This is a genomic window from Bacillus sp. JJ1533 (genome assembly GCF_036965045.1).
Lineage (GTDB): Bacteria > Bacillota > Bacilli > Bacillales > Bacillaceae_L > Ferdinandcohnia.
Genome location: NZ_JBALOV010000031.1, coordinates 68,067 through 92,150 on the forward strand (window position 1 = coordinate 68,067; position 24,084 = coordinate 92,150).

Below are 24,084 nucleotides of genomic sequence, written 5' to 3' on the forward strand. Positions count from 1 at the left end.
GGGCCCACACGATGTGGGTCATAAAGACGTTGCCACAGGATGTGGCGTTCTTAGTCTTTGATCTTAGGCTCGAAAAACTTCCTTTGAAAATCTGTGGCATCCGCCGGAGGCATTAACTTATTCAGTTGGGGTTAGAACCCCAACTGAAATAAGTTAAAAAAACTAAGAGAAACAGCACTTTTTCTTAGGTGCTGTTTTTTCGTAATAAGGTGGTTTTGACTATGAAGCGTGAAAAAGCAATCGTTGTATTTAGTGGAGGTCAGGATAGCACAACATGTCTCTTTTGGGCAAGGGAACGTTTTGAAGAGGTTGAAGCGGTGACTTTTGATTATGGTCAAAAGCATCGTCTTGAAATCGAATGTGCGAAGGATATTGCAACGGAACTTGGTGTGAAACATCACATTCTTGATATGTCACTTCTGAATCAGCTTGCTCCGAATGCATTAACGCGTCAAGACATAAAGGTAGAAGAGGGAGAAAATGGTGAGCTACCATCGACGTTTGTGCCTGGACGAAACTTGCTCTTTCTTTCTTTTGCCGGGGTTTTAGCGCGTCAAGTAGGGGCGAAGCATATTGTGACAGGGGTTAGCGAAACAGATTTTAGCGGATATCCTGATTGCCGAGATATTTTTATGAAATCTTTAAATGTTACGTTAAATTTATCGATGGACGCTTCCTTTGTGATTGAAACACCTTTGATGTGGTTGAATAAGGCACAGACATGGGAACTTGCCGATCAGCTTGGGGCATTGGAATTTGTCCGAGAAAGAACATTAACTTGCTATAACGGTGTAATTGCGGACGGTTGTGGTGAATGCCCGGCGTGCAAACTGCGCAAGAAAGGGCTAGATGAATTTTACTTAGGAAAATCAAACTTAGAGGAGTAATATCATGAGAATACTATTTTACTTGTTATCGATTGTTACCGCGAATGTGGTAACGGCAGCTTTAGCGCCATTACAGTTTGGAATTTTTATTGTTCCAATGGGGACACTGTTGGTAGGAGCGACCTTTATTCTCCGGGACCTTGTCCAACAAAAATATGGTAGAAAGAAAACATATTTATTTATTTTCATAGCTTTAATCTTATCCGCATTGGTTTCATTCATGCTTGGAGATACATTATTGATTGTGGTGGCATCGGCCATTTCATTTATCGTTTCTGAATCGGCAGATACCGAAATCTATACTCGATTAAAATTACCAATCGCTTGGCGCGTTTTCTATAGTGGTATTGTTGGAGGATTTCTTGATTCCGTTATTTTCGTAGTGATTGGTTTAAGTCCGCTTGGAGCGAATATGCTTCCTTGGGAAGCTGTACCAGCTGCTATTTTAGGGCAAATTATTGTTAAGACCATTATCCAAATGATTGGCGCACTCATCTTGAACCAAGTTCGCTTGAATGGTTTCGATAATGCAGAAAGCCATTAAAATCATGACAAAGCCACGTTTTTGTGGCTTTTTTTATTTATATAAGAAAAACACTGCAAAATATAGAACTTCGTTATTTTGCAGTGTTCCGAGTTGAAGATATTTACACAAGTTTGATCTGAATTAGTCTAAAATCGTCACCTTCACTTGTTTTCTACCGAAATTAATGGCTTCTTGTTTAGAAGGAATAAAGACATCAATTTTATTTCCTTTGATAGCTCCACCCGTGTCTCCAGCAATAGCTTCTCCATATCCCTCTACATGGACTTTACTGCCAAGAGGAATAACTGATGGGTCAACAGAGATAACCTTTGCATCTGGGTTCTCTAATAGATTAATACCAGTTGATGTAATCCCTGAGCATCCTTCACATGTAGCGGTATAAGCTGTAGCTTCTACAACAATTTCTTTTTTGTTACTCGTGGAAGCAGTTTTTACTTCAGCTGTGCTTTCTTTTTGTGTTTGAGTAGCTGGAACTGCAGCAGTGTTAGTATTTACTGATTCTGTTACTGGTGCAGTAGCTGTCGTTTTCGTCTTTGTTTCAACAGCTGGTGCTACAGTTGTCGTTTCCTTTGGTGCTTTAACAACAGACTGTACCTTTGTTTCTGCGCTAGCAGTGGCAGTTGCTTTAACACCTTCAAAGATTGATAGATTTAATCCAGGATGGATGAGGTCAGGATTAGTATGTATTTGGTTCCACTCTTGAAGCTGAGAAACCGTGACCTGATGTTCCCTTGCGATGTCCCATAATGTGTCACCTGACTCAACTGTATATTGTTTTTCTGGCACAATAATTAAATCATCTCCAGGGTGGATGAGATCTGTCGAAAGTTGATTTAGCATTTTAATATTTTTAACTGATGTGTTATTAGCTTTTGAGAGATCCCAAAGTGTATCTCCTTTTTGTACTGTAATCGTTGAAGCTTGTACATTAGCACTTACTGTGACTGAGAGTACAGTCCCTGCCAAAATTGCTACCATCTTTTTAAGCATTCTATTACCCTCCAATTTCCTTAGTTGCTAATTTTAAATAATCGTAACATAGATTTTCCATAGAAAAAGAACAGGGAGGTTTTAATTTGGTTACATCTATGGCAGTTATATTGCAAAAGCAATCCAAGTAGTAAATAGTGAAATATAAAGTATGTTAATATGTATGGGATGTTTCAAAAATTACAATGGGAGGAAAGGATATTATGAGTAATCTACCGAATTGTCCAAAATGTAATTCTGAATACACTTATGAGGATGGAGCCCTATTAGTTTGCCCGATATGCGGTCATGAGTGGCCTTCAGGTGCAGAAGTGGAGAATAATGAAGATACAGAGGTAATCAAAGATGCAAATGGAAATATATTAACGGATGGGGTTACCGTAACAGTCATTAAAGACCTCAAGGTAAAAGGAAGCTCATCCATACTAAAGCAAGGTACAAAAGTAAAAAATATACGATTAGTAGAAGGGGACCATAACATTGATTGCAAAATTGATGGATTTGGACCGATGAAATTAAAATCCGAATTTGTTAAAAAATTATAGGATGGTTTTTGTATAAAAAAGCGTCAAAGACATTGTCTAGTCTTTGACGTTTTAATGATGAAGATTCTTCTAAAAAATCTATCCCTCAACATGCTTTCTAGCTCTGTATATTCTATTACCAAGTTCATTTAACACAATTGCTGCTATTATAATGGCTGTACCTAACCATTGTAGCCCGGTAACCGTTTCTGACAAGATAAGGCTAGCTGATAGGATAGCAACCGGTAATTCGACGGATGTTAATATATTGGCAATTCCACCAGGAACCAATGGTGCACCTACTGCGAAAAAGAGTGGTGGAAGGACTGCACCAAACAGAGCAACGCCTACGGCAGTTGTTAATAAATTTGCCTCCAATGGTAGTACAGATGGAATATCCCGCATGAATACGATAAGTATTAAAATGGTGGATCCAGTTGCCATAATCGAAGTACGAGGCAAAGGATCTACATTGACAGCGACCTTTCCACTGAAAAAAATAAACCCCGCATAAGTAAATGCAGAAAGAATACCAAATAAGAAACCTTTGAAAGGAAGTCCCTTAATATCGCCGTTAACTATGTTGGAAGCAAAAAAGACCCCAATCAAAATGAACACGATCGATAGAATCGTGATAGGTGCAGGTTTTATTTTGCTGAAAATCCATTCTAGAATAATGCCGATCCAAACGAATTGAAACATTAAAATGATGGCCAATGAGGCCGGCAGATATTGCATCGAACCATAATAAAAAATACTGGTTAATCCGATAAAACAACCGGTTATCATCATTTGAGGAACATTCTTTCTATTTATTCCTTTAAAGCTGGGGCGTTTAATCAGAGTGATAGACCATAATAAACATGAGGATATCAACATTTGAACGATATTAATTTGGCCAAGGGAATAGCCATAGCTGAACCCCAATTTGGCGAAAATGGGTGTGAAACCAAAACATCCAGCACCTAATAATACAAATAAGATGCCCTTATTCATTTTCATTTTGAAACCTCCTGTTGTGCAAAACTATTAGACTATTATAGCATACAGAGGAGGGAGGCTGGTCTTTTTCGTACTTTATCAGAGTGGTTCTATTTGGAAATCGTTTCAATAAAAAATCTCCTTGACCAAAGATATCATCAAGGAGATTTTTTGTGCTGTTAATTCTTTATGGAGCGAGTCATATTTTTACTTCCTCTTTGTACTTCCACTTCACTTTTTAAACCTTTCAATAACGAGAAGCACATGATGATCAAGATAATCGTAAAAGGGAGAGCAGCTGCGATGGAGGCTGTTTGTAATACATTCAGTCCCCCAGCTAAGAGTAGAACAGCAGCTAACGCGGATTGAATCACTCCCCATGTTACTTTAATTTTATTTGAAGGATTTAATGTACCTCCTTCACTTAACATGCCCAATACAAAGGTGGCTGTGTCGGCAACTGTTATATAATAAATGGCTACCACAGCAAACCCCAAAATACTCATCAGAGAACTTAATGGGAGGTAATCAAAGAATGTAAATATAGACAATGAGACGTTTTCGGTAATATGGGCTGCCAGGTCTTGATTGTTGGTGCTAAGGATAAGCTCTAGTGCGGATCCCCCGAATACGGACATCCAAAGGCATGTACCCAGTGTAGGGAAAATCAACACACCAATGACAAACTCTCTTACTGTTCGGCCTTTAGAGACTCGAGCAATAAACATACCGACAAATGGGGCCCAGGCAATCCACCATGCCCAATAAAATAACGTCCATGAAGCAATCCATTCTCCTTCACCAAAAGGCTTTAGCCTTAAACTCATATGAATAAAGTCACTAATATAGAGACCTGTCGTATTAAAGAAGACTTTGATAACAGTCAAGGTAGGACCAACAATTAAAATCATCAGCATAATCGCAAACGATAAAATCATCGCTGTATTTGATAGGTATTGGATTCCTCTTTCTAATCCAGTATTAATCGAGATTGTAAATAGGACAGTTGCGACTGCAATCACAATCAGCTGGACAACTAATCCATTCGGAACGCCAAATAAATCATGCATTCCGGCTGTCACTTGCATAGCACCTAGACCCAAGGATGTAGCAATACCAAAAACGGTTGCGAAAATGGACAGGATATCAATGGTTTTCCCAATAGGTCCGTAAATTCGATCGCCTAGCATTGGGTAGAACGCCGAACTTATCGATGCGGGAAGCTTTTTGTTATATTGAAAAAAAGCAAGAGCTAAACCAATGATTGTATAGATTGCCCAAGGGTCCAGCCCCCAATGAAAAAAGGTATATTTCATTGCGGTATTCGCTGCGTCAACCGTATAAGGTTCCCCATAGGGAGGATTTGTGTAATGGGTAACTGGTTCAGCAACACCCCAATAGACAATCCCGATACCCATCCCGGCACCGAACAACATCGCAAGCCAAGAGGCGGTATTGAAATCGGGGCGGTCTGTTTTCTTACCTAGCCGAATATTACCGTATTTCGAGAACAATAAAAATATAGAGAAAATCACAAAGAATAAGGTCGCAGCTAAATATAGCCAGCCCAGGTAATCAATTGAACCATTATAGATAATGTCGGTGACATGAGCGAGATTATCTGTAAAAAAGACACCCCAAATAATAAAAATGAGGGTAAGGATTAATGAAATAATAAATACGCTTGATCCGTTTTGACTTTTTCTAGCCATGGAAACCTCCTTGTAAGATAAAATCAATATTTTGGAAAGTGAATAGTAGGATTCATTTAAAGATGAACTCACGTATCCTGGTCCTGAAGATTGTAAAGAAACTCCCACTTATCGGTGTTCATCAACTCAAATGCTGATATTTCTAGTCCGCCTCCCAGATAAACAGTTTCGGCTTTCACTGCCAGAACCATCGTTATAAATAATTCTGTACTGTCCTTTTTTTGATAGATGTCTCCTAAGGCAGGCAGTAATACATTGTCTAAAAGATTCACATTTTGAGGTGGAGCATCCTGTAGGTCTGCTGCCTCACTAGAATCCATGTCTTTAAAATCGATTGGGTTACTGTTTTTGTCCCGGCCAGGCGCCATTAACAGATACTCGTTATGCTTGACACCGTGAGAATTACTTGTAATGATTCCTTTTTTATCTACTGTTTCAACCAATTCAATTTCATTTAGCGAATACGTATCTAAGGAATCTGGCCTTGGGTTGTGAATTAAAATATAATCCCCTTCTTCAGCATTTTGGTCGTGTTTGAGCGTATAGGCTTTATGATTGAAAATAAAGCTATCAAGCTCCTTAGGTTTATACTTTTCCACTTGTGCTGCACTGGTTAAATGCTGTGATAAATCCCTTAATCGAATCAGATGAACAGATTGCTTATACATGGGTTTTACCCCATAAACCTTATGTAACTCGTTGTTGTAATAGACAAATTGTCCTTTTCTAACCTGAAACAATTTCACTAAAAAAACTCCCTTCAACTATAGGATTATCAAGCTGCGAAAAATCATTAGAGTAATGAAATGTAGTAGAAGGCTTTGCGCTTTATCCTTCATTAGCATGTCTTTTATTAGGTAAAACCATGTAAGAAATGGCAAGTTTAAAATGGAGAAAAACCGCAGGTTGTTTTTGGGAGACTTTATCACGTACTATCCAATAAAAAACGGCAAGTCAAATAAAAAAGATACAGTCTTTTCTAAAAGAAAAGAAACTGTATCCATTTTCTACATGGACATTTCGCCACTCCCATAGTTAAGTTGCCAATGGACTCCGAATTTATCTGTTACTTGACCGTAAAGCTTGCTCCAGAAAGTTTCTTGTAGTTCCATTTCGACATTTCCGCCATCTTTTAATTGTTCATACCAGGATTTTAAATCATCCATATTTTCGCTAATTAATGCAAGAGTAATGTTGTTGCCTACCACAAATGGCTGACCAGGGAATGTATCTGAAAACATGACATTACTTCCATCAATATTAAGACGTGCGTGCAACACTAAATCTTTTGCTTCCTCTGGAAGCTCGTATTCTGGGCTTTGTGGTGCTTGAGCAAAAGTCATAATTTGAGGTGTTTCAATATTAAACACTTTTGCATAAAATTCAACAGCCTCTCGGCAATTGCCATTAAAAACAAGATAAACATCTACAGACATCTCAACACTCCTCATAATTGGTTTGTATACAACTTTCATTTTATCCGATTTATTCGATCATAGACATTCTAAAAAAGACTTTCTCAAAACGATGTTGGGGTTATTTACTAAATTTATGGCGATTTTATGACAAAAAGGTGATTAAAAATGGACAAAGAAAAAACGTAGTAAAATAGAAGCAGGGTAAAGATTGTTTATTTACCAAATGGGTTAGAGAGGAAGTAAGCGAAAAAAATGAGATTATATAATAGATTTTTTTCAGTACTAATGATGTTATTTTTGGTGAGTTTAGTAGGCTGTGGCAAGGATGATATCCTAACAAATGTAGGCGAGCTAGATTTTACGCAAGCCTTAAAAATTCCAGAACTCGTCGAACCTACAATAGAACCTGATGGTACAAAAAACTTTACATTAACCATGCAAACAGGAACAACTGAATTGTTGCCAGGGAAAATGGCAGACACCTTTGGAATTAATGGGTCCTATTTAGGGCCAACTATAAGGGCTTCGCGCGGTGACAAAGTATCCTTTAATGTTGTTAATAATTTGGGGGAAACATCCACTTTACACTGGCACGGGATGAGATTGCCAGCTGTGATGGATGGAGGTCCTCACCAGATGATTGAGGCAGGGGAAACGTGGACACCACATTGGACAATCGACCAACCGTCTGCAACTACCTGGTATCACCCTCACTTACATGGGAAAACAGGACAGCATGTATATCGTGGACTTGCAGGCATGTTCATTATTGATGATGAAGACTCTAAAAAACTTCCTTCTAATTATGGGGTTGATGATATTCCACTCATTATCCAAGATAAATTATTTACAAGTGACGGCCAAATGAAGGAAGATAACGAAGGGGTCTTTGGCACACTTGGGGATGAAATACTTGTGAATGGAACTTATAACCCTTATCTTGAAGTGACATCTAATCAGATTCGCTTTCGTTTGCTGAATGGCTCTAATGCTAGAGCTTATCATTTTGGCTTTACTGATGGACGTTCTTTTAAGATTGTTGCAAATGATGTTGGGCTCCTTCAAGAGCCGGTTACATTGGATCGCTTCATGTTAAGCCCAGGGGAACGCGCAGAAATAGTAGTGGAATTCGAGCCAGGGGATGAAACCATACTCCGTAGTTATAGTGGGAATAACGGTATTGATAGTGGGGAGTTTGATTTGTTGAAGATTATTGCGGCTAATGAATTAACCCAAGTTCCGCCAATAGAAGGACAGCTTTCAACCGTTCCACCAATCGAAGTTCCAGAGGATGCCCCAGTTCGTCAATTCAAATTAACGATGGAGAACAAGATTAATGACAAAATAATGGATATGAATCGTATTGATGAGGTTGTTCCAGCTGGTACGACGGAAATATGGGAAATCAATAATTTTGGTTGGTCTCATAATTTCCATATTCATAATGCAGCTTTCCGTATTTTAGACATTAATGATAAAGAACCTTCCGAGTATGAAAGAGGTCGAAAGGACACTGTGTTTGTCCCAAATGGATCAAAGGTTCGAATTGTTGTAGAGTTTGGGAACTATCCAGATCCTAATGTACCTTACATGTATCACTGCCATTTGTTGCGCCATGAAGACGACGGTATGATGGGCCAATTCTTATTGGTTGAACCAGGTACTGAAGCGCAAGTACCTATGACATTGCCCAAAAATGAAAATGAACATCATGAATAAAAGGGATATATAAGTAATACAAAAAAGGTAAGAACATTTTTTTATATGTTCTTACCTTTTTCCCATTAGCTTTTGTAAATAACGCCATTTTAGATAAAGGCGAGAATTGTAACTAATTAATGGAAATAAAATAACATGTGTCAGGATAATATTGTATACTTTTGATATGGTAGTTCATATGTACTACTATATGAACTTGGTAGGTCTTTTACTTGATGTAGATAATAAATGAAGTCAGTATAGAAAGGGAGGTGGGAATCTTGGCGGTAGCAGCCTTAGTTTTAGGTATTATTGGGTTATTTTTTGCATGGATTCCTTTTTTAGGCTATGTAATGCCGGTTTTAGCTATTATTTTTGGGGTTATAGAAAGAAATAATGAAGAGAAAAAAGGTATGGCTTTAGCTGGATTAATTCTAGGTATCATCTCATTAGTTATCTTCAAATTGGGGTTTTGGGTATTGATTATGATAGGGGCAATTGCTGAAAATAGTGGTCTATAATGATTATCTACAAAACTATACTTCAATAAAAATATACATAACTTTATAGTTATATCAAAAAAAGAAAGCCACTTTGTTACCAACTGGTAATAGAGTGGCTTTCTTATATGTCAACAAACTTATTGATGAACTAATGTTTTTGGATCCGTTTCATCCGTTTTTGTATCCCAATTGTTTCGGATAATGTAGTCAAATGCACTTAAGGATGCAGTTGCACCAGATCCCATAGAAATAATAATTTGCTTATATGGACTATTCGTACAGTCTCCTGCAGCAAACACTCCAGGGACATTTGTTGCACCATGGTTATCAACTACAATCTCACCCATACGATTACGTTCGATTGTGTCACCAAGCCAATCAGTATTTGGAACAAGACCAATTTGAACAAACACACCTTGTAATTCAATATGATGTTCTTTTTTAGTCTCACGGTCAACATAAGAAATACCGTTTACCTTGTCAGTTCCTGTAATTTCTGTTGTTTGAGCATTTGTAATAACTGTTACATTTGGAAGACTGAATAGACGGTCTTGCAATACAGTGTCAGCTTTCAGCTCTGAATTAAACTCAAGAACTGTTACATGCTTTACAATACCTGCAAGGTCAATTGCAGCTTCAACACCAGAGTTACCGCCACCAATAACGGCTACATCTTTACCGGCAAACAGTGGTCCATCACAATGCGGACAATATGCGACACCTTTGTTTTTGAACTCTGCTTCACCAGGAACGTTTACATTACGCCAGCGGGCACCAGTTGAAAGAATAACGGTTTTACTCTTTAGAACAGCGCCGTTTTCAAGCTCAATTTCAACAAAGTCTTTCTTTTCAATACGTTTTGCACGCTGAAGATTCATCACATCAACGTCGTATTCTTTTACATGTTCTTCAAGGCTTGCTGCAAGCTTAGGTCCTTCAGTACGCTTCACACTGATAAAGTTCTCAATGCCAAGTGTATCTAAAATTTGACCACCAAAGCGGTCCGCAACAAGACCTGTACGAATGCCTTTACGAGCTGCATAAACTGCTGCACTTGCACCAGCAGGTCCGCCACCAACAACAAGAACATCATATGGATCCTTATCAGCAAACTCTGATGCATCAGGAGCACTTCCGAGTTTCCCAAGGATTTCTTCTAATGACATACGACCACTGCTGAATGGTTCTCCATTTAGATATACTGTTGGTACTGCCATGATATCTTTACTTTCAACTTCTTCTTTGAAAGCAGCCCCGTCAATCATCGTATGTGTGATGTTAGGGTTAAGTACGCTCATTAAGTTGAGCGCTTGTACAACATCAGGACAGTTTTGGCAACTTAGGCTAATATATGATTCAAAGTTGTATTCTTCTTTAATATCTTTAATTTGATCAATTAGCTTTTGGTCAGCCTTTGGAGCTCTTCCGCTCACTTGTAAAAGAGCCAACACGAATGAAGTAAACTCATGTCCAAGTGGGATACCAGCAAATGTTACTCCACTATCTTCACCGACACGGTTTACACTAAAGCTAGGTGTTCTTTCTAATTGGGTATGTTCAACTTTAATTTTAGGTGACATAGCTGTCAACTCTTCAACAAGAGACAGCATGTCTTTTGATACATCATCAGAACCTGCGCTGACTTTAAGCAGCACATCATTTTCTAAAAGCTGTAGATATTGGCTTAACTGTTGCTTAATATCAGCATCTAGTATCATTTATAGCACCCCTTAAATTTTACCTACTAGGTCTAGGCTTGGCTTAAGAGTTTCTCCGCCTTCTTGCCATTTAGCTGGGCAAACTTCACCAGGATTGTTACGAACATATTGTGCAGCTTTAATTTTATCAATTAATTGGCTAGCGTCACGGCCAATGCCATCTGCATTAATTTCAACCGCTTGGATAACTCCGTCTGGATCAATGATGAAAGTACCGCGGTCAGCAACACCTTCTTCTTCACGTAAAACATCAAATTGGCGAGAAAGAACGTGTGCAGGGTCACCAATCATTGTATAGGTAATTTTACCAATTGCTTCTGATGAATCGTGCCATGCTTTATGTGTGAAATGTGTATCTGTTGATACAGAATATACTTCAACACCTAAATCCTTTAATGTTGCATATTGGTTTTGCAGATCCTCAAGTTCAGTTGGGCAAACGAATGTAAAATCTGCTGGGTAAAAGCAAACAACACTCCATTGACCTTTTAGGTTTTCTTGAGAAACCTCGATAAAATCGCCAGTACCGGCATTATAAGCTTGTGCTTTGAACTCTTCTACTTGTTTTCCAATAAGTGACATACTAAATTCCTCCAATGTGATAATATTTAAAAATAGATTATTAGTAGTATTGACTAAAAATCTATAATTATTACTTGTTTATACTAATTATTATATAGACATTATTATTTATGTCAACGATAAAGCTCTAATTATTATCACTAAATAGTATTTTACACATTTTAGCCAAAATAATTCTATTCCCAATCTTTATCTATTTTATCATTTAGCGTCATTGACATTGCAACGAATATGATTCATAATATTCCTAATCATAAATTCAAAATCAGAATAGTTAAATATAAGAAGTAATGATAGGGAACTAGTAAATAGTCCTCAGGTAAAAGAGAGTAAAATTCATGGGCTGAAAGATTTTACGCGCCTGCAATGCTATTGAACCTGTCCCTTGAGCTGTTAGGCAAAACCTAACCGTCGGCCTGCGTTAAAGGTTTTCGAGTGGGTACTAGAGATACTAGTGCCAATAAAGGTGGTACCACGAAAGATACGGTCTTTTCGTCCTTTTTATAGGGACGGAAGGGCTTTTTTTTATTATCGAGCTTGGAGAAGCCAGTCGGAATAAGCGTTTATCCGATAGGCGGAGTACTCTTCGTACTATTACAATTTGGTGGTGAATGAAATGAAGAAGAAGAAACGAATTGTTGTCAAAATAGGGAGTAGTTCATTAACCAATCAAAATGGTGGTCTTAGTATTGAGAAGTTGCGGGAGCATGTTGATGCGATTGCCCGATTGAAGAAACTCGGGCATGATGTCATTCTCATATCATCTGGTGCGGTTGCAGCTGGCTTTATGGACCTTGGATATTCTACCCGCCCAAAGACGGTTGCAGGTAAACAAGCTGCTGCAGCTGTAGGTCAAGGATTACTTTTAAGAGGGTATACGGAGGAATTTAAGAAACATGGGATTGTTGCTGCACAATTGCTATTAACCAGGCACAATTTCTTATACAAAGATCAATATAATAATGCGTATGCAACTTTATCCGAACTGTTAAAACGAAACGTAGTACCTATTATCAATGAAAATGATTCAGTCTCACTAGAAGAGTTAAACTTCGGAGATAATGATATGTTATCGGCACTCGTAAGTGGCCTTGTGCATGCTAATTTTTTAATGATTATTACAGACGTCAATGGCATTTATGATCAAAACCCAAGAACACATCCAGATGCAAAAAGGTATAATTTCCTTGAGGAAATTCATGATGAACTGTTAAGTGGTGCCACTGGAGCGGGATCAAATGTAGGTACAGGAGGAATGAAATCAAAAATAGAGGCAGCTCGTACAGCGTTAGGACTCGGTGTTAAAGTGTTTATTGGCTCTGGTTCTGGTGAGGAAAAATTTGTTGATATTCTTGCGGGTAAAGGGGATGGAACGTATATTGGGAACTCCTCACTAACTAGTATGAAAACATCAAAGCAGTGGCTTGCCTTACATTCGATTCCAAGTGGGAAAATTGAAGTTGATCAAGGTGCGGCAACGGCTATTCTAAGACATGGTAAAAGTCTTCTCCCAGCAGGAGTGACAAATATTATTGGTAATTTTAGAATCAATGACGTTGTTGAGGTCGTGAATGTAGGGGGAGATATTATCGGAAAAGGAAAAGTCAATTTTTCTTCCGATCAATTAATAGAAATCAAAGGATTATCGAGTACAAAAGCAATGGTGAAGGTAAACAGCGGTCAAGGTGTTGTCATTCATAGAGACAATTGGGTTAGTCAAAAAGGGAGGAGAGTAAAGTATGAGTGAGCTAATTGAAAAAGCAAAGAAAGCAAAAAAAGCAGCTTCGATTCTAGCAAAAGCAACAACAGAACAAAAAAACAAGGCACTTTCTGTTATTTCCGAGCAACTGCTAAAGGAACAAGCGTATATCTTAGAAGAAAATCAAAAAGATTTACAAGCTGGAAGAGAAAATGGGATGAGTGAGTCGTTACTTGATCGCTTAAAGCTAAACGAACAGCGGATTCAAGATATGGCAGATGCCCTGATTCTATTAACAAAGCTAGAAGATCCAATCGGGCAATTATTAGAAGAATGGGAGCGACCAAATGGCCTTAAAATTGCCCAAGTTCGAGTTCCGCTTGGGGTTATCGGAATGATTTATGAGGCACGACCAAATGTAACAGTGGATGCATCAAGCCTCTGCTTGAAAACAGGAAATGCTGTAGTGCTACGAGGTAGTTCAACTGCGATTCATTCGAATAAAGCGATTGTACAGGTAATACAGCGTGCGCTTGAATTAAGTCATCTGCCAATTGAGGCAGTACAATTATTAGAAGATACTAGCCGAGAGACTGCATCAGAAATGTTCAAACTAAATGAGTATCTTGATGTATTAATTCCGCGTGGTGGAGCAAAATTGATTCAAACTGTTGTTCAAAACTCAACCGTTCCAGTATTGGAAACAGGTGCAGGAAATTGTCATGTGTTTATTGATGAAACAGCTGATCCAAAGATGGCAATTGAGATTGCGATTAATGCAAAAACACAGCGACCATCTGTATGTAATGCGATTGAAAATATTCTCGTCCAAAAGGATTGGGCGTCCAACCATTTACAGGAATTAATAACGGCTTTACAAGAACATGATGTACAAATTCACGGTGATGAGGCTGTTCAACATGAAGGAAAAGACATCATTCCTGCAGAAACGGAAGACTGGGGTACGGAATTTTTAGGGCTAGAGGTTGCCGTAAAAGTAGTTGAGAATGTAGGAGAGGCCATTGCCCATATTAACCAATATGGAACAAAGCATTCAGAAGCGATTATTACTGAATCTGTTGCAAATGTCGAGCAATTCTTTACAGAAATAGATGCAGCAGCCGTCTATCATAATGCATCGACCCGATTCACGGATGGATTTGAATTTGGATTTGGTGCTGAAATCGGGATTAGCACTCAAAAACTACATGCGCGTGGACCAATGGGTTTACCTGCCCTTACATCTACCAAATATACAATTCGTGGAAATGGGCAAATAAGGTAAAATAGGGTAAATACACGAGGATGTTTCCAAGAAATTTGGGAGCATCCTTTTTTATTTTTGTGGTTTACAAATATGTTTACGTGTATACAAAAGTGTAAACAAGATGTGTACAATCCCGTTTACATGTTTACAAATCTGTATACATCCCGAGGTAACAACATGTGTACAATTTTGTATTCAAAAGTTTACAAAAATGTTTACAAAAGTCGACATGTTTACAAGGTGTTTACAGGTTTACATTTATATTTCTTTTCGCCCAGAGTCATTGTGGAATCTAGTATTCTCTTATAACCTTTAAGTAAGTCAACACACATACATAGCAAGAAAAAATCTACTAAAAAGGGTGATGTTAAAAATGTCTATGTCTAGAATTGCAGCGGTTGATGTTGGTAATGACTCTGTTAAAGCAATCTTTGGAGAGCTAGATTACGAATTAAATATACCTAATATTATTGCAAGAGATACTGAGGACCGTCCGGTAATAGGAATAGAAGAATTAAATAGCAAGGACCCACTGGAAGGAATACATATTAAGATTCACTCCCCTGCTCTAAAAGAAAATAATGCGATTTATCGCGTCGGCCATTTGGCGACTAAGAGCAGTAGTGCATCAGAATTGGATCCAGGAAGCAGCAAATCAGAAGAAGATCAAACCCTGATTATGCTTTTTACTACATTGGCATTGGATGCTGTAAGAGAGGAAAACACATCTGCCTTCCCTCGCTCGAAAAATGTAATTGATGCAAATTACAACCTTGGAACAGGCTTGCCTCTTCGTGAAGTAAAGGAAGGCAAGGATGCGGGATATCGTTCAAAATTAACAGGATCCGTTCATCAGGTAGAATTTCTTGTAACACCGAGATATCAAGGGCTAAAGGTTAATATTAAATTTAATGAAGTCAAAATCTACCCGGAAGGCTTTGCCGCTTATATTAATCTTGTAATGGATAACAATTTGAAGGTAATTAATAAGGATTTGATTGATAAACGAATTTTAATTCAAGATATTGGGGGTCTCTCAACAGATATTGCGGTCATTCGTAACCGAACTGTCGATGATGATAAGGCACAGGGCTTTAATCTTGGAGTGTCTGAATCTTTGGAAGCGATTCGAGAGGAAATCCGCTCTAAGCACGGAATCGAATTAGATAGTCGTCGAGATGTAGTCGAAATTATTACAAGAAAAAACAACCGAAATCATATTATGGTAAAAGGAAGTCGGACAAGCGTCCATGAAATAACAGACCGCATCCTGCTTGATTTAGCCAAAAAACAATATCGGTTACTCCGCAATGTTTGGTTAAAAAACTCCCAAACCGAAATCTGCTATTTCGTTGGCGGCGGGTCAATCGTGTTAAAGGAATATATTAAAACACTGAATAATAATCTTGATGGCTATAATATTGAATTCTTTGAAGATGAAAAAGAAAGTATTTGGATGATGGCCAATGCTTATTATAAGCTTATAACTGATTATGTGAGGAAGAATGAGAAGCAAAAAGTACCACAAGAGCCGGTAAAAGAGCCAGTAAAGAAATAGAATAGGGTGATCCTATGAAAAAGACGACCTCGACTGAGGTGAAAAGAGGCCAAGCAATCTCATTTCGTGTTCCATCCGATACACCTGATCATGTATTAAAGCACCTGCAAAAGCTGAAGGAAACAGAGCGAAGGAACTTTTCGAGTAAAATTGCCGAGTTTGTTATGCAGGGCGTCGGCCAGTCCTTCTCAAGAGAACGAGAGGTCATAACCGTGCCACTCCCTCATACATTAAGTAAATCCCAGCGGAATTGGCTGAAGCATGAACACTCTGAGGCCCTGCTAGGCAGTATAATTTATCAGTTATTAACAGACCCAGTTCGTGCAACTGCGCTGCTTGCTTCATTAAATAGCAATTCCTTGGATTTGGACGAAGCTTTGTACCTTCAGGAAGAGGTTTCCGCTGTTGAGCCGCAAATAGCAGCTTCAAATGAGGAAGAAGTAACCACCTCAACGAATGCTGCAGATACCTTTGAAGATGATTTGAATAATTTTAACTGGGAAACTGCAAAACAAGATGAACCGAAAGAAAAGGAAAATGATCAGGATGAAGCTGATTTAGATGGCTTATTAGGGGATTTCCTTTCCGCAATGAATAAGTAAACATAAGGGGCAGTTCTACGTTGCTTTAAGCAAGCGTGGACTGCCCCTTTTAAATTGGTGTAGAGAAATGTATCATAGGTAAAAAGTAGACAAGAGATAAGGATGAAGATAATGGGAACGGAAATGACAATAAGGGTAAAATCAAATCTTGTTAATAAGTATAGAGAAGGATACCCTCTTATTACAAAAGAAATAATGAACAACATAAATCCTGTAGAAGAAGGCGCACTGCTTAACCTTGTTGACGAAACGCATTCATTTATAGCTAAGGGTTATTACGGTAAGCAAAACAAAGGATACGGTTGGGTGCTTACCAGGAACAAGGATGAAAGGATTGACCAAACCTTTTTTGAAAGAAAGATGAAGGCAGCTTTTGATAAAAGAAGGTCCTTTTATAAAGATGAGGAAACAACAGCTTTTCGTGTATTTAATGGAGAAGGAGATGGAATCGGAGGCTTCACCATTGATTATTTTGCTGGATATTACTTAATTAATTGGTATAGTAAAGGAATTTATGCCTATTATGAGCATGTGCTTGCCTCACTTAAAAATTTAGTTGAATATAAAGCGATATACCAGAAAAAGAGGTTCCGTGCTGATGGAAAATTTATTGAAGAAGATGGATTTGTAGACGGGAAACGAGGGCAGTTTCCGATTATTGTGAAAGAGAACGGAGTCAATTTTGCCATTTATTTTAACGAGGAAGCGATGGTTGGAGTTTTTCTAGATCAGCGGGATGTAAGAAGAACCATTCGTGATAAGTATGCAAAAGGGAAGACCGTATTAAATACCTTTTCATATACTGGAGCATTTTCTGTTTTTGCAGCATTGGGTGGAGCGGAAAAGACTACAAGTGTTGACTTGGCCAATCGTAGTTTACCGAAGACGATTGAGCAGTTTAGTGTAAATGGAATTGATTATGAAGCCCATGATATTATCGTGGAAGATGTATTCCATTACTTTAAATATGCGGGTAAAAAGAATCTGAAATTTGATATGGTTATCCTTGACCCACCAAGTTTTGCGAGGTCAAAGAAATTCACCTTTAGTGCTGAAAAAGACTATAAGAACCTTCTGAAGGAAGCAATTGCGATTACGGAGAATAGTGGAGTCATTGTCGCTTCAACAAATAGCGCATCATTTGATATGAAAAAGTTCAAAGGGTTTATTGATCGGGCATTCAAGGAAAGTAATAGCATATATAGAATCGAAGAAGAATTTTCATTACCTCAGGATTTCCAAACGATCAAGCAGTTTAAGGAAGGAAACTACCTCAAGGTTGTGTTTATAAAAAAACTGAATGACTAGAGAGAGTCACTGGATTTATGAAGGGGATGGTTATTTTGCGTTGGAGCATATTAATCATCCCCTTTATTTTTTCAACTTGGTATTTGAATCTCAATCAATGTGAGTTCATTAGCACTGTTTAATGCTTCTATGAAGACTTTCTCAAACTCAATCAGTTCGGAAGGTCTAACTCCTTTTACCCCAAAACTTTCAGCAAGCTTCAAAAAATCAGGGTTTCCAAAGCTTGCTCCATAGCTATTAAAGAACTTTTCTTCCATCATTTGTTCCTCTAATTTTAACGACAAATTATTTAACACAATGACAATAATGGATAGTCCTAATCGCTTAGCAGTCTCTAATTCAGAAATATTCATTAACGCTCCTCCATCACCAGTAATACAAATAACTGGAGCATCAGGGCGTGCTAATTTGGCACCAATGGCACCAGGCAGGGCAATCCCCATTGAGGCCAATCCATTCGAGATAATCAGTCTTCCTGCTTGTTTTGGTTGATACGTGCTTGCGATGGCTAGTTTGTGGGCCCCAACATCAGAGACCACAATGGTTTCATCGGTTGAATGAGATTCGATTACGGTAAGAACGTTTTCTATCGAAAGTGCTTGTTTTCCTTTAATTATCTTATTGATTTGATATGCTGTTTCAATTTGTTCTTTCAGATTTCCAGTCGGAACCCATTGTTTGATTGGGAGTTTCTGTTGGGTAAGTGCCCGCAATGTTTCATTTAAATCGCCAATTAATTCCCCTTTAACGGGATAGTATTCATCTACTTCGGCTGGGAGCGGATCGAGATGTAAAATTGGACATTTCTTTTTATTCCAATCCTTAGGCGGTTTCTCAATTACATCAAATCCAATGACAATTAATAAATCCGATTCATCTATTAAAGGGAGAGCTGCATCCTTTTTTATAAACCCAAATGTAAAATAATTGAGTGGGTGCTCCTTTGTTAATATCCCCTTTGCCATAAAACTATGGACCACAGGTGATTGAAGTTGTTCGACGAATTTTCGAAGCTCTTGTACAGCGTCTTGCCGTATTGCTCCGTTTCCCACGATGACAACTGGCTTTTGGCTCTGTTCGATTAACATTCGTGCAGCATCAATTGCATTTGTATTGGGTTTGCTTATCGGGATAGGTGTTACCGGTATTGGCTGGGAGGTGGTCATTTCAGGTGCTAGATTCTCTGGTAACTCAATTAGGACAGCACCTGGTTTTTCCATTTGTGCTACTCTAAAACCTTTCCGGATTATTGTAGGTATGGTTTTTGAGTCTTTAATTTGAACGCTCCATTTTGTAGCAGGTTCAAACATTTTAACGATATCTAGGTACTGATGGGCCTCTTTGTGTTGACTTTCAAAGCCTGCTTGTCCTGTAATTGCGACAACCGGAGAATGGTCAAGTGTTGCACTTGATATCCCCGTTAAAAGATTTGTAGCACCCGGACCTAAGGTCGCTAGGCATACGCCAACCTTCTTGGCTAATCTGCCGTATACGTCAGCCATAAAAGCGGCTCCTTGTTCATGACGCACGTTGATATACGTAATTTGTTTCGATTTTGATAATGAATCCATGAGATCCAGAGTTTCTTTTCCCATAATGCCAAATACATACTCAACACCTTCGTTTTCTAAACAATGAACTAGTACGTCTGATGCCTTCATTGGAATCTTCCTTTCTATCACTATTTCCCCCTATTTTTCCCTGAGATAGAATTAAAAAACGTTTTTATCATCCTTTCTTTGAATGATTAGCAAGATACATTGTAAAATGGAAATAGTAAATAAATTTTGGAGGCGGTTTGAGTGGATTTTGTTGTGAATAAGGTATGGCTTTTCGAACATCTGCAAAATAAGGATGTAAAAATAGTAGATTGCCGATTTGAATTGGGAAATCCAACCAAAGGGCAACAGCTTTATCAGGACAGCCATATTCCAGGTGCTTTTTATTTTGATTTAGAACAGCAGTTGTCCGGGTCAGTATCAAAGCATGGGGGAAGGCATCCGCTTCCCGGTGTGGAGCAGTTTAGGCAAGAAGTTGAAAGAGCGGGAATAGACAATTCAAAAACAGTAATTGCCTATGATGGTGGAGAGGGTCAGTTTGCGTCTCGCTTTTGGTGGCTGCTAACGTATCTTGGTCATGACAAGGTATATGTCTTAAACGAGGGTTTTAACGGTTGGATTGGAGCGGGATACCCAACGTCAAAGGAAGCTCCTAAAGTAGAAGCGACTTCATTTAAAGTGAACATTCATGAAGAAATGCTAGCTTCCTACGAGGAAGTAAAAGAAATAGTTAACCAGAGGAAAAAGTCACCCATCTTAATAGATTCAAGAGATGAAAGCCGCTATTTAGGGAAAGTTGAGCCAATCGACCGGATTGCAGGGCATATTCCCGGGGCAATTAATAAGTGTTGGGTAGAAGGAATGATTCAAGGTAGCTTTAAAAATAGTGAAGACCAGAAACAGAGATTTGCAGACCTAAACAAGGAAGATGAAATTATCGTCTATTGTGGCTCAGGTGTAACGGCGACCCCGAACTTTATAGCTTTAAAAATGGCAGGGTTTAAAAATGTACGACTATATGCAGGAAGCTATAGTGATTGGGTTTCTTATGAAGAAAACCCAGTAGCAAAGGGGAAAGAAGCTTAATATTTTCGCAAGGGGAGTTGTGGACATGCGTGTACCATATGATGAACTAAAAAATGAATTTAAAAGAGTACTTTTAAAAAGAGGTTTTGAGGAGGAATTGGCAGAGACGGCAGCATCAATCATTGCCGATAATAGCCGAGATGGCGTTTATTCCCATGGCTTGAACAGATTTCCCTCAATTGTAACAGCGATAGACGAGGGTGCAATAAAACCTAATATGCGTCCAGAAAAACGTAATGGCATCGGCGCACTTGAGCAATGGGATGGACAGTTGGGCTTTGGTCCACTAAATGCAACAATTGCGATGGAAAGAGCGGTGGAACTAGCGGGGGAATATGGCATTGGCTGTGTTGCCTTAAATAACACGAATCACTGGCTTCGTGGGGGCACATATGGATTGAAGGCAGCTGATGCGGGCTGTATTGGAATTTGTATGACCAACACATTTCCAAATATGCCACCATGGGGTGGAGCAGAGAAGCGAATCGGGAATAACCCCTTGATCATATCCATTCCACAGAAAAACGGAGAACATGTTTTATTAGACATGGCACAGTCTCTTTTCTCATTTGGGAAGCTACAAACCTATTCGCTAGCGGGAGAGAAACTCCCATTTGATGGAGGATATGATGAAAAGCGTAATCTTACGAAGGATCCGAACGCTATTTTAAATGGCGGTGAGATTCTACCTGCTGGTTTTTGGAAAGGTTCAGGACTCTCAATCGCCATAGATATGGTGGTCTCAGCGTTATCAATGGGAAGATCTACGTTTGATATGAGAATGGATTCGAGGGATGAAGGGATATCACAAGTATTTATTGCTATAAATCCAACTGCTTATGCGGGAGAAAATTATGCCGATGAATATATCAAGAATATGTCTGAGTATATAAAGACCTCTGCCAAAATGGACGGCGTAACAGATATTCTTTACCCAGGTGAGAGAACAGCTAGAGAGCGCAAGGAAAATCTAAAAGAGGGAATTCCAGTTAACAAAGATATCTGGGAAACTGTAAAAAAGTTATAAGAGGTTTAGGGGCTTTCCTTATTGGAGCCTCTTTTTTTGAGCTTATCGGACGAAATCATGCAGATATCGGACCGGCGCCACCATATATCGGACAAAAAAATCATTCTCTCTAAAAATATCAAACAAAACCCTCTAATATGATGACGCTTCCACCGTATTTAAAGTATAATCAAATAATAAATAATATTGGGCGGGTGAATGGAAGGGTGAAAAAGATTACAGTAGAGGACTTGGTACGCAAGTTTTCGTTGAAGGTATTGGCCGGTGAAAGCAAACTTCAAAATACGATTACGCAATCGCGGGTGCATCGCCCAGGCCTAGAGTTCGTTGGCCATTTCGACTTTTTTCCGACAGAACGGGTTCAAATTTTAGGAAAAAAAGAAGTGACCTATTTACATAAACTTACAAAAGAAGAACGCAGAGTCCGGATTGGAAACGTTGTTCAATATCATCCACCTTGTTTTATCGTTACATGTGGGGAAGAGGGGCTCACCTATTTAAAAAGGCATTGTGTGGAACAAGGAATTCCGTTGCTGGTAACAAGAGAAATAGAGATTACCTCTGACTTTATCGTAAGGCTGGATGCATTTTTGATAAAGGAATTAGCCGAAGAAATTGCCGTACACGGTGTTTGTATGAATGTGTCTGGGATTGGGATTCTTATTCGCGGGAATTCAGGTGTAGGGAAAAGTGAGACAGCCCACACGTTAATTCGGAGAGGGCACCGGCTCGTAGCGGATGATATTGTCGTTTTGAAGAAGCTAAGCCCACAAACGATTCTCGGAACACATGACGAAAAAACAAAAGAGTTTTTGGCCCTCCGCAGTATCGGGTTATTAAACGTGGTTCGCATGTACGGACGAAAAGCATTTCAAGATGAAACACGTATCTCCCTTGATATTCATTTGACAAAATGGGAAAAAGACGGTCTGTATAATGATTTAGATCAAGAGATCAACACAATGGAATATATGGGGGTTAAGATTCCATCAATTGAAATTCAACTGCAGCCAGGTCGTGATGTAGCGGGTCTCATTGAGGCAGCGGCAAATAACTGGTATTTAAGGCAGCAAGGGTACAACGCAGCAGAGGAATTCATGAGCAGAATTGAGGCTGAAATGAATGACTAATTAGTTCGGAAATGATAGGTGCCAGACCCATTTAGTAGAGGGTCTGACACCTTGTTTTGTTACTTTCTTAATGACGATAAGAACACATTTTGTGCTGCACTCACTCCAGCACCAGGCTCGAATGGATAGGCAAAGTCCTGCAAACCTGCTTCCATTAGGGAAACGGCTTGAAGGATATCGCTAGGGAAGCAATAGCCCATATGTCCAAATCTGAAAATCTTGCCTTGGAGATGGCCAAGACCACCAGCAAAGTCAAGGTGATACTGCTTCTTTAAGTATCCTAAATAGGCAGCGAGATCCAATCCTTCTGGGGCACGGATTGCCGTAATTGTTGGTGATGCATACTCATCACTTGTTAATAATTCAATCGAGAGGGCTTTCATAGATTCTCGAACCATGTTTTTCATTAATTCATGTCGTTCAACTGTTTTCGAAAATCCACCTTCCTCTTCAATTAAATCACACACAGCTGAAAGGCCCATGATGAGCGAAATGGCTGGTGTATTAGGTGTCATTCCTTTTTCTGCCCAATCACGATAGCTTAGTAGGTTTAAATAATAGGCAGTTGTTTGATTTGCCTCTATCACTTTCCAGGCCCTCTCACCTACGGCTAGTAGGGCAAGTCCTGGAGGAAGCATCATCGCTTTCTGTGAACCTGTTACTAAAATATCAATACCCCAATCATCCATTTCGGCAGGTACGCCTCCAATACCGCTTACGCCGTCGACAATAAAGAGAGCATCTGAATGATTACGTACCACTTCTGCCAGTTTATTGACGGGGTTTAAAATTCCCGTTGATGTTTCATTGTACGTAGCAAAAACAGCCTTAATAGTAGAGAGCGGTTTCAAAAATTCGGTCAGGTCTTCCTCGGTACAAGCTTCACCCCAAGGTTTCGCCAGTTTATGTACAGTTAAGCCATATTTTTCGCAGATTGAAACGAAATAATCGCCAAAGGCCCCTACGGTAATGACAACGACCTCATCTCCAGGGGAAACTGTATTTACGACAGCTGCTTCTAATGCTGCTGTTCCACCTGAAGGCAGAAGTAAAAGATCTTGTTTAGTCCCAAAAACACCTTTGACTCGTTGTGTGGCATCTTGATATAGCTTGACGAATTCTTCAGTCCGATGGCTAATCATGTTTTGGGCCATTGCCTGTTCCACTTTTTTAGGAATCGGAGTAGGTCCAGGATGTCTTAGAATAGTAGAATACATCGTTATTCCTCCCTTTTGCAATTTTCATAAGATTGGTATATCTAGTTCTGATTATATCTTAATTTGATCTA

General features: G+C 39.0%; 22 protein-coding genes and 1 other annotated feature. Of the genes, 13 read left to right on the forward strand and 9 right to left on the reverse strand.

The features are described 5' to 3' along the window. Window positions 1–215 precede the first annotated feature (215 nt). Window positions 216–887 (forward strand): 7-cyano-7-deazaguanine synthase QueC, encoded by a 672-nt coding sequence (gene queC / locus V7138_RS16430; protein ID WP_335399262.1) that lies wholly within the window; start codon window positions 216–218, stop codon window positions 885–887. A gap of 4 nt (window positions 888–891) precedes the next feature. Beyond that, window positions 892–1,431, forward strand: a complete 540-nt coding sequence (locus V7138_RS16435; RefSeq protein ID WP_335399264.1) for a VUT family protein — start codon at window positions 892–894, stop codon at window positions 1,429–1,431. Window positions 1,432–1,554: 123 nt separating this feature from the next. Here the strand turns inward: V7138_RS16435 and V7138_RS16440 are convergent, their stop codons facing one another. Beyond that, a complete protein-coding gene (locus V7138_RS16440) occupies window positions 1,555–2,424 on the reverse strand; it encodes a LysM peptidoglycan-binding and 3D domain-containing protein (protein ID WP_335399266.1) in 870 nt (289 codons plus the stop codon). 203 nt (window positions 2,425–2,627) lie between these two features. Between V7138_RS16440 and V7138_RS16445 the strand changes: the two genes are divergently transcribed. After that, window positions 2,628–2,969, forward strand: coding sequence for a zinc ribbon domain-containing protein YjdM (locus V7138_RS16445; protein ID WP_335399268.1), 342 nt, complete (start codon window positions 2,628–2,630; stop codon window positions 2,967–2,969). Between the two features lie 78 nt (window positions 2,970–3,047). Here the strand turns inward: V7138_RS16445 and V7138_RS16450 are convergent, their stop codons facing one another. The 4 genes from V7138_RS16450 to V7138_RS16465 form a co-directional block, all read right to left on the reverse strand. Next, entirely contained in the window at window positions 3,048–3,950 is a 903-nt protein-coding gene (locus V7138_RS16450; RefSeq protein ID WP_335399270.1) for an EamA family transporter, read from the reverse strand. A 158-nt stretch (window positions 3,951–4,108) separates the two neighbouring features. Beyond that, complete coding sequence (locus V7138_RS16455; RefSeq protein ID WP_335399272.1) at window positions 4,109–5,641, reverse strand: glycine betaine uptake BCCT transporter; 1,533 nt, start codon at window positions 5,639–5,641, stop codon at window positions 4,109–4,111. Between the two features lie 68 nt (window positions 5,642–5,709). Further along, window positions 5,710–6,387, reverse strand: a complete 678-nt coding sequence (locus V7138_RS16460; RefSeq protein WP_335399274.1) for a hypothetical protein — start codon at window positions 6,385–6,387, stop codon at window positions 5,710–5,712. Between the two features lie 261 nt (window positions 6,388–6,648). Then, a complete protein-coding gene (locus V7138_RS16465; protein WP_335399276.1) occupies window positions 6,649–7,077 on the reverse strand; it encodes a VOC family protein in 429 nt (142 codons plus the stop codon). 234 nt (window positions 7,078–7,311) lie between these two features. On the opposite strand from V7138_RS16465, the gene V7138_RS16470 reads away from it, so the two are divergent. Both V7138_RS16470 and V7138_RS16475 read left to right on the forward strand, forming a co-directional pair. Beyond that, complete coding sequence (locus tag V7138_RS16470) at window positions 7,312–8,778, forward strand: multicopper oxidase family protein (RefSeq protein ID WP_335399278.1); 1,467 nt, start codon at window positions 7,312–7,314, stop codon at window positions 8,776–8,778. Between the two features lie 251 nt (window positions 8,779–9,029). After that, window positions 9,030–9,278, forward strand: a complete 249-nt coding sequence (locus V7138_RS16475) for a DUF4190 domain-containing protein (RefSeq protein ID WP_335399280.1) — start codon at window positions 9,030–9,032, stop codon at window positions 9,276–9,278. Between the two features lie 119 nt (window positions 9,279–9,397). Here the strand turns inward: V7138_RS16475 and ahpF are convergent, their stop codons facing one another. Beyond that, window positions 9,398–10,978, reverse strand: a complete 1,581-nt coding sequence (gene ahpF, locus V7138_RS16480) for an alkyl hydroperoxide reductase subunit F (RefSeq protein WP_335399282.1) — start codon at window positions 10,976–10,978, stop codon at window positions 9,398–9,400. Between the two features lie 12 nt (window positions 10,979–10,990). Next, window positions 10,991–11,560, reverse strand: coding sequence for an alkyl hydroperoxide reductase subunit C (ahpC, locus tag V7138_RS16485; protein WP_335399284.1), 570 nt, complete (start codon window positions 11,558–11,560; stop codon window positions 10,991–10,993). Between the two features lie 281 nt (window positions 11,561–11,841). Further along, window positions 11,842–12,063 (forward strand) — a binding site (T-box leader). 113 nt (window positions 12,064–12,176) lie between these two features. On the opposite strand from ahpC, the gene proB reads away from it, so the two are divergent. From proB to V7138_RS16510, 5 genes are all read left to right on the forward strand, one after another. Beyond that, window positions 12,177–13,307 (forward strand): glutamate 5-kinase, encoded by a 1,131-nt coding sequence (gene proB, locus V7138_RS16490; RefSeq protein ID WP_335399286.1) that lies wholly within the window; start codon window positions 12,177–12,179, stop codon window positions 13,305–13,307. Beyond that, window positions 13,300–14,544: a glutamate-5-semialdehyde dehydrogenase gene (locus tag V7138_RS16495; protein WP_335399288.1), complete on the forward strand. Its 1,245-nt coding sequence runs from the start codon at window positions 13,300–13,302 to the stop codon at window positions 14,542–14,544. Before proB ends, V7138_RS16495 begins: the two co-directional genes overlap by 8 nt. Window positions 14,545–14,899: 355 nt before the next feature. Next, window positions 14,900–16,084, forward strand: coding sequence for a ParM/StbA family protein (locus tag V7138_RS16500; protein ID WP_335399290.1), 1,185 nt, complete (start codon window positions 14,900–14,902; stop codon window positions 16,082–16,084). Between the two features lie 14 nt (window positions 16,085–16,098). Next, window positions 16,099–16,686: a hypothetical protein gene (locus V7138_RS16505; protein ID WP_335399292.1), complete on the forward strand. Its 588-nt coding sequence runs from the start codon at window positions 16,099–16,101 to the stop codon at window positions 16,684–16,686. Between the two features lie 111 nt (window positions 16,687–16,797). After that, window positions 16,798–17,994, forward strand: a complete 1,197-nt coding sequence (locus V7138_RS16510) for a class I SAM-dependent rRNA methyltransferase (protein ID WP_335399294.1) — start codon at window positions 16,798–16,800, stop codon at window positions 17,992–17,994. 71 nt (window positions 17,995–18,065) lie between these two features. Here V7138_RS16510 and V7138_RS16515 read toward each other — a convergent pair whose 3' ends face one another. Continuing rightward, entirely contained in the window at window positions 18,066–19,676 is a 1,611-nt protein-coding gene (locus V7138_RS16515; RefSeq protein ID WP_335399296.1) for an acetolactate synthase large subunit, read from the reverse strand. A 120-nt stretch (window positions 19,677–19,796) separates the two neighbouring features. On the opposite strand from V7138_RS16515, the gene V7138_RS16520 reads away from it, so the two are divergent. From V7138_RS16520 to hprK, 3 genes are all read left to right on the forward strand, one after another. Continuing rightward, window positions 19,797–20,639 carry a sulfurtransferase gene (locus V7138_RS16520; protein ID WP_335399298.1) on the forward strand — a complete coding sequence of 281 codons (843 nt, stop codon included), beginning with the start codon at window positions 19,797–19,799 and terminating at the stop codon, window positions 20,637–20,639. Window positions 20,640–20,664: 25 nt separating this feature from the next. After that, on the forward strand, window positions 20,665–21,666 hold the full coding sequence (yiaK, locus tag V7138_RS16525) for a 3-dehydro-L-gulonate 2-dehydrogenase (RefSeq protein ID WP_335399299.1): 1,002 nt from the start codon (window positions 20,665–20,667) through the stop codon (window positions 21,664–21,666). Window positions 21,667–21,872: 206 nt separating this feature from the next. Beyond that, the gene (gene hprK / locus V7138_RS16530) at window positions 21,873–22,796 is read left to right on the forward strand and encodes an HPr(Ser) kinase/phosphatase (protein WP_335399301.1); all 924 of its coding nucleotides are present in this window, start codon (window positions 21,873–21,875) and stop codon (window positions 22,794–22,796) included. Between the two features lie 59 nt (window positions 22,797–22,855). On the opposite strand, the gene V7138_RS16535 is transcribed toward hprK, so the two are convergent. Beyond that, window positions 22,856–24,013, reverse strand: coding sequence for a pyridoxal-phosphate-dependent aminotransferase family protein (locus V7138_RS16535; protein WP_335399303.1), 1,158 nt, complete (start codon window positions 24,011–24,013; stop codon window positions 22,856–22,858). Window positions 24,014–24,084: the final 71 nt, after the last annotated feature.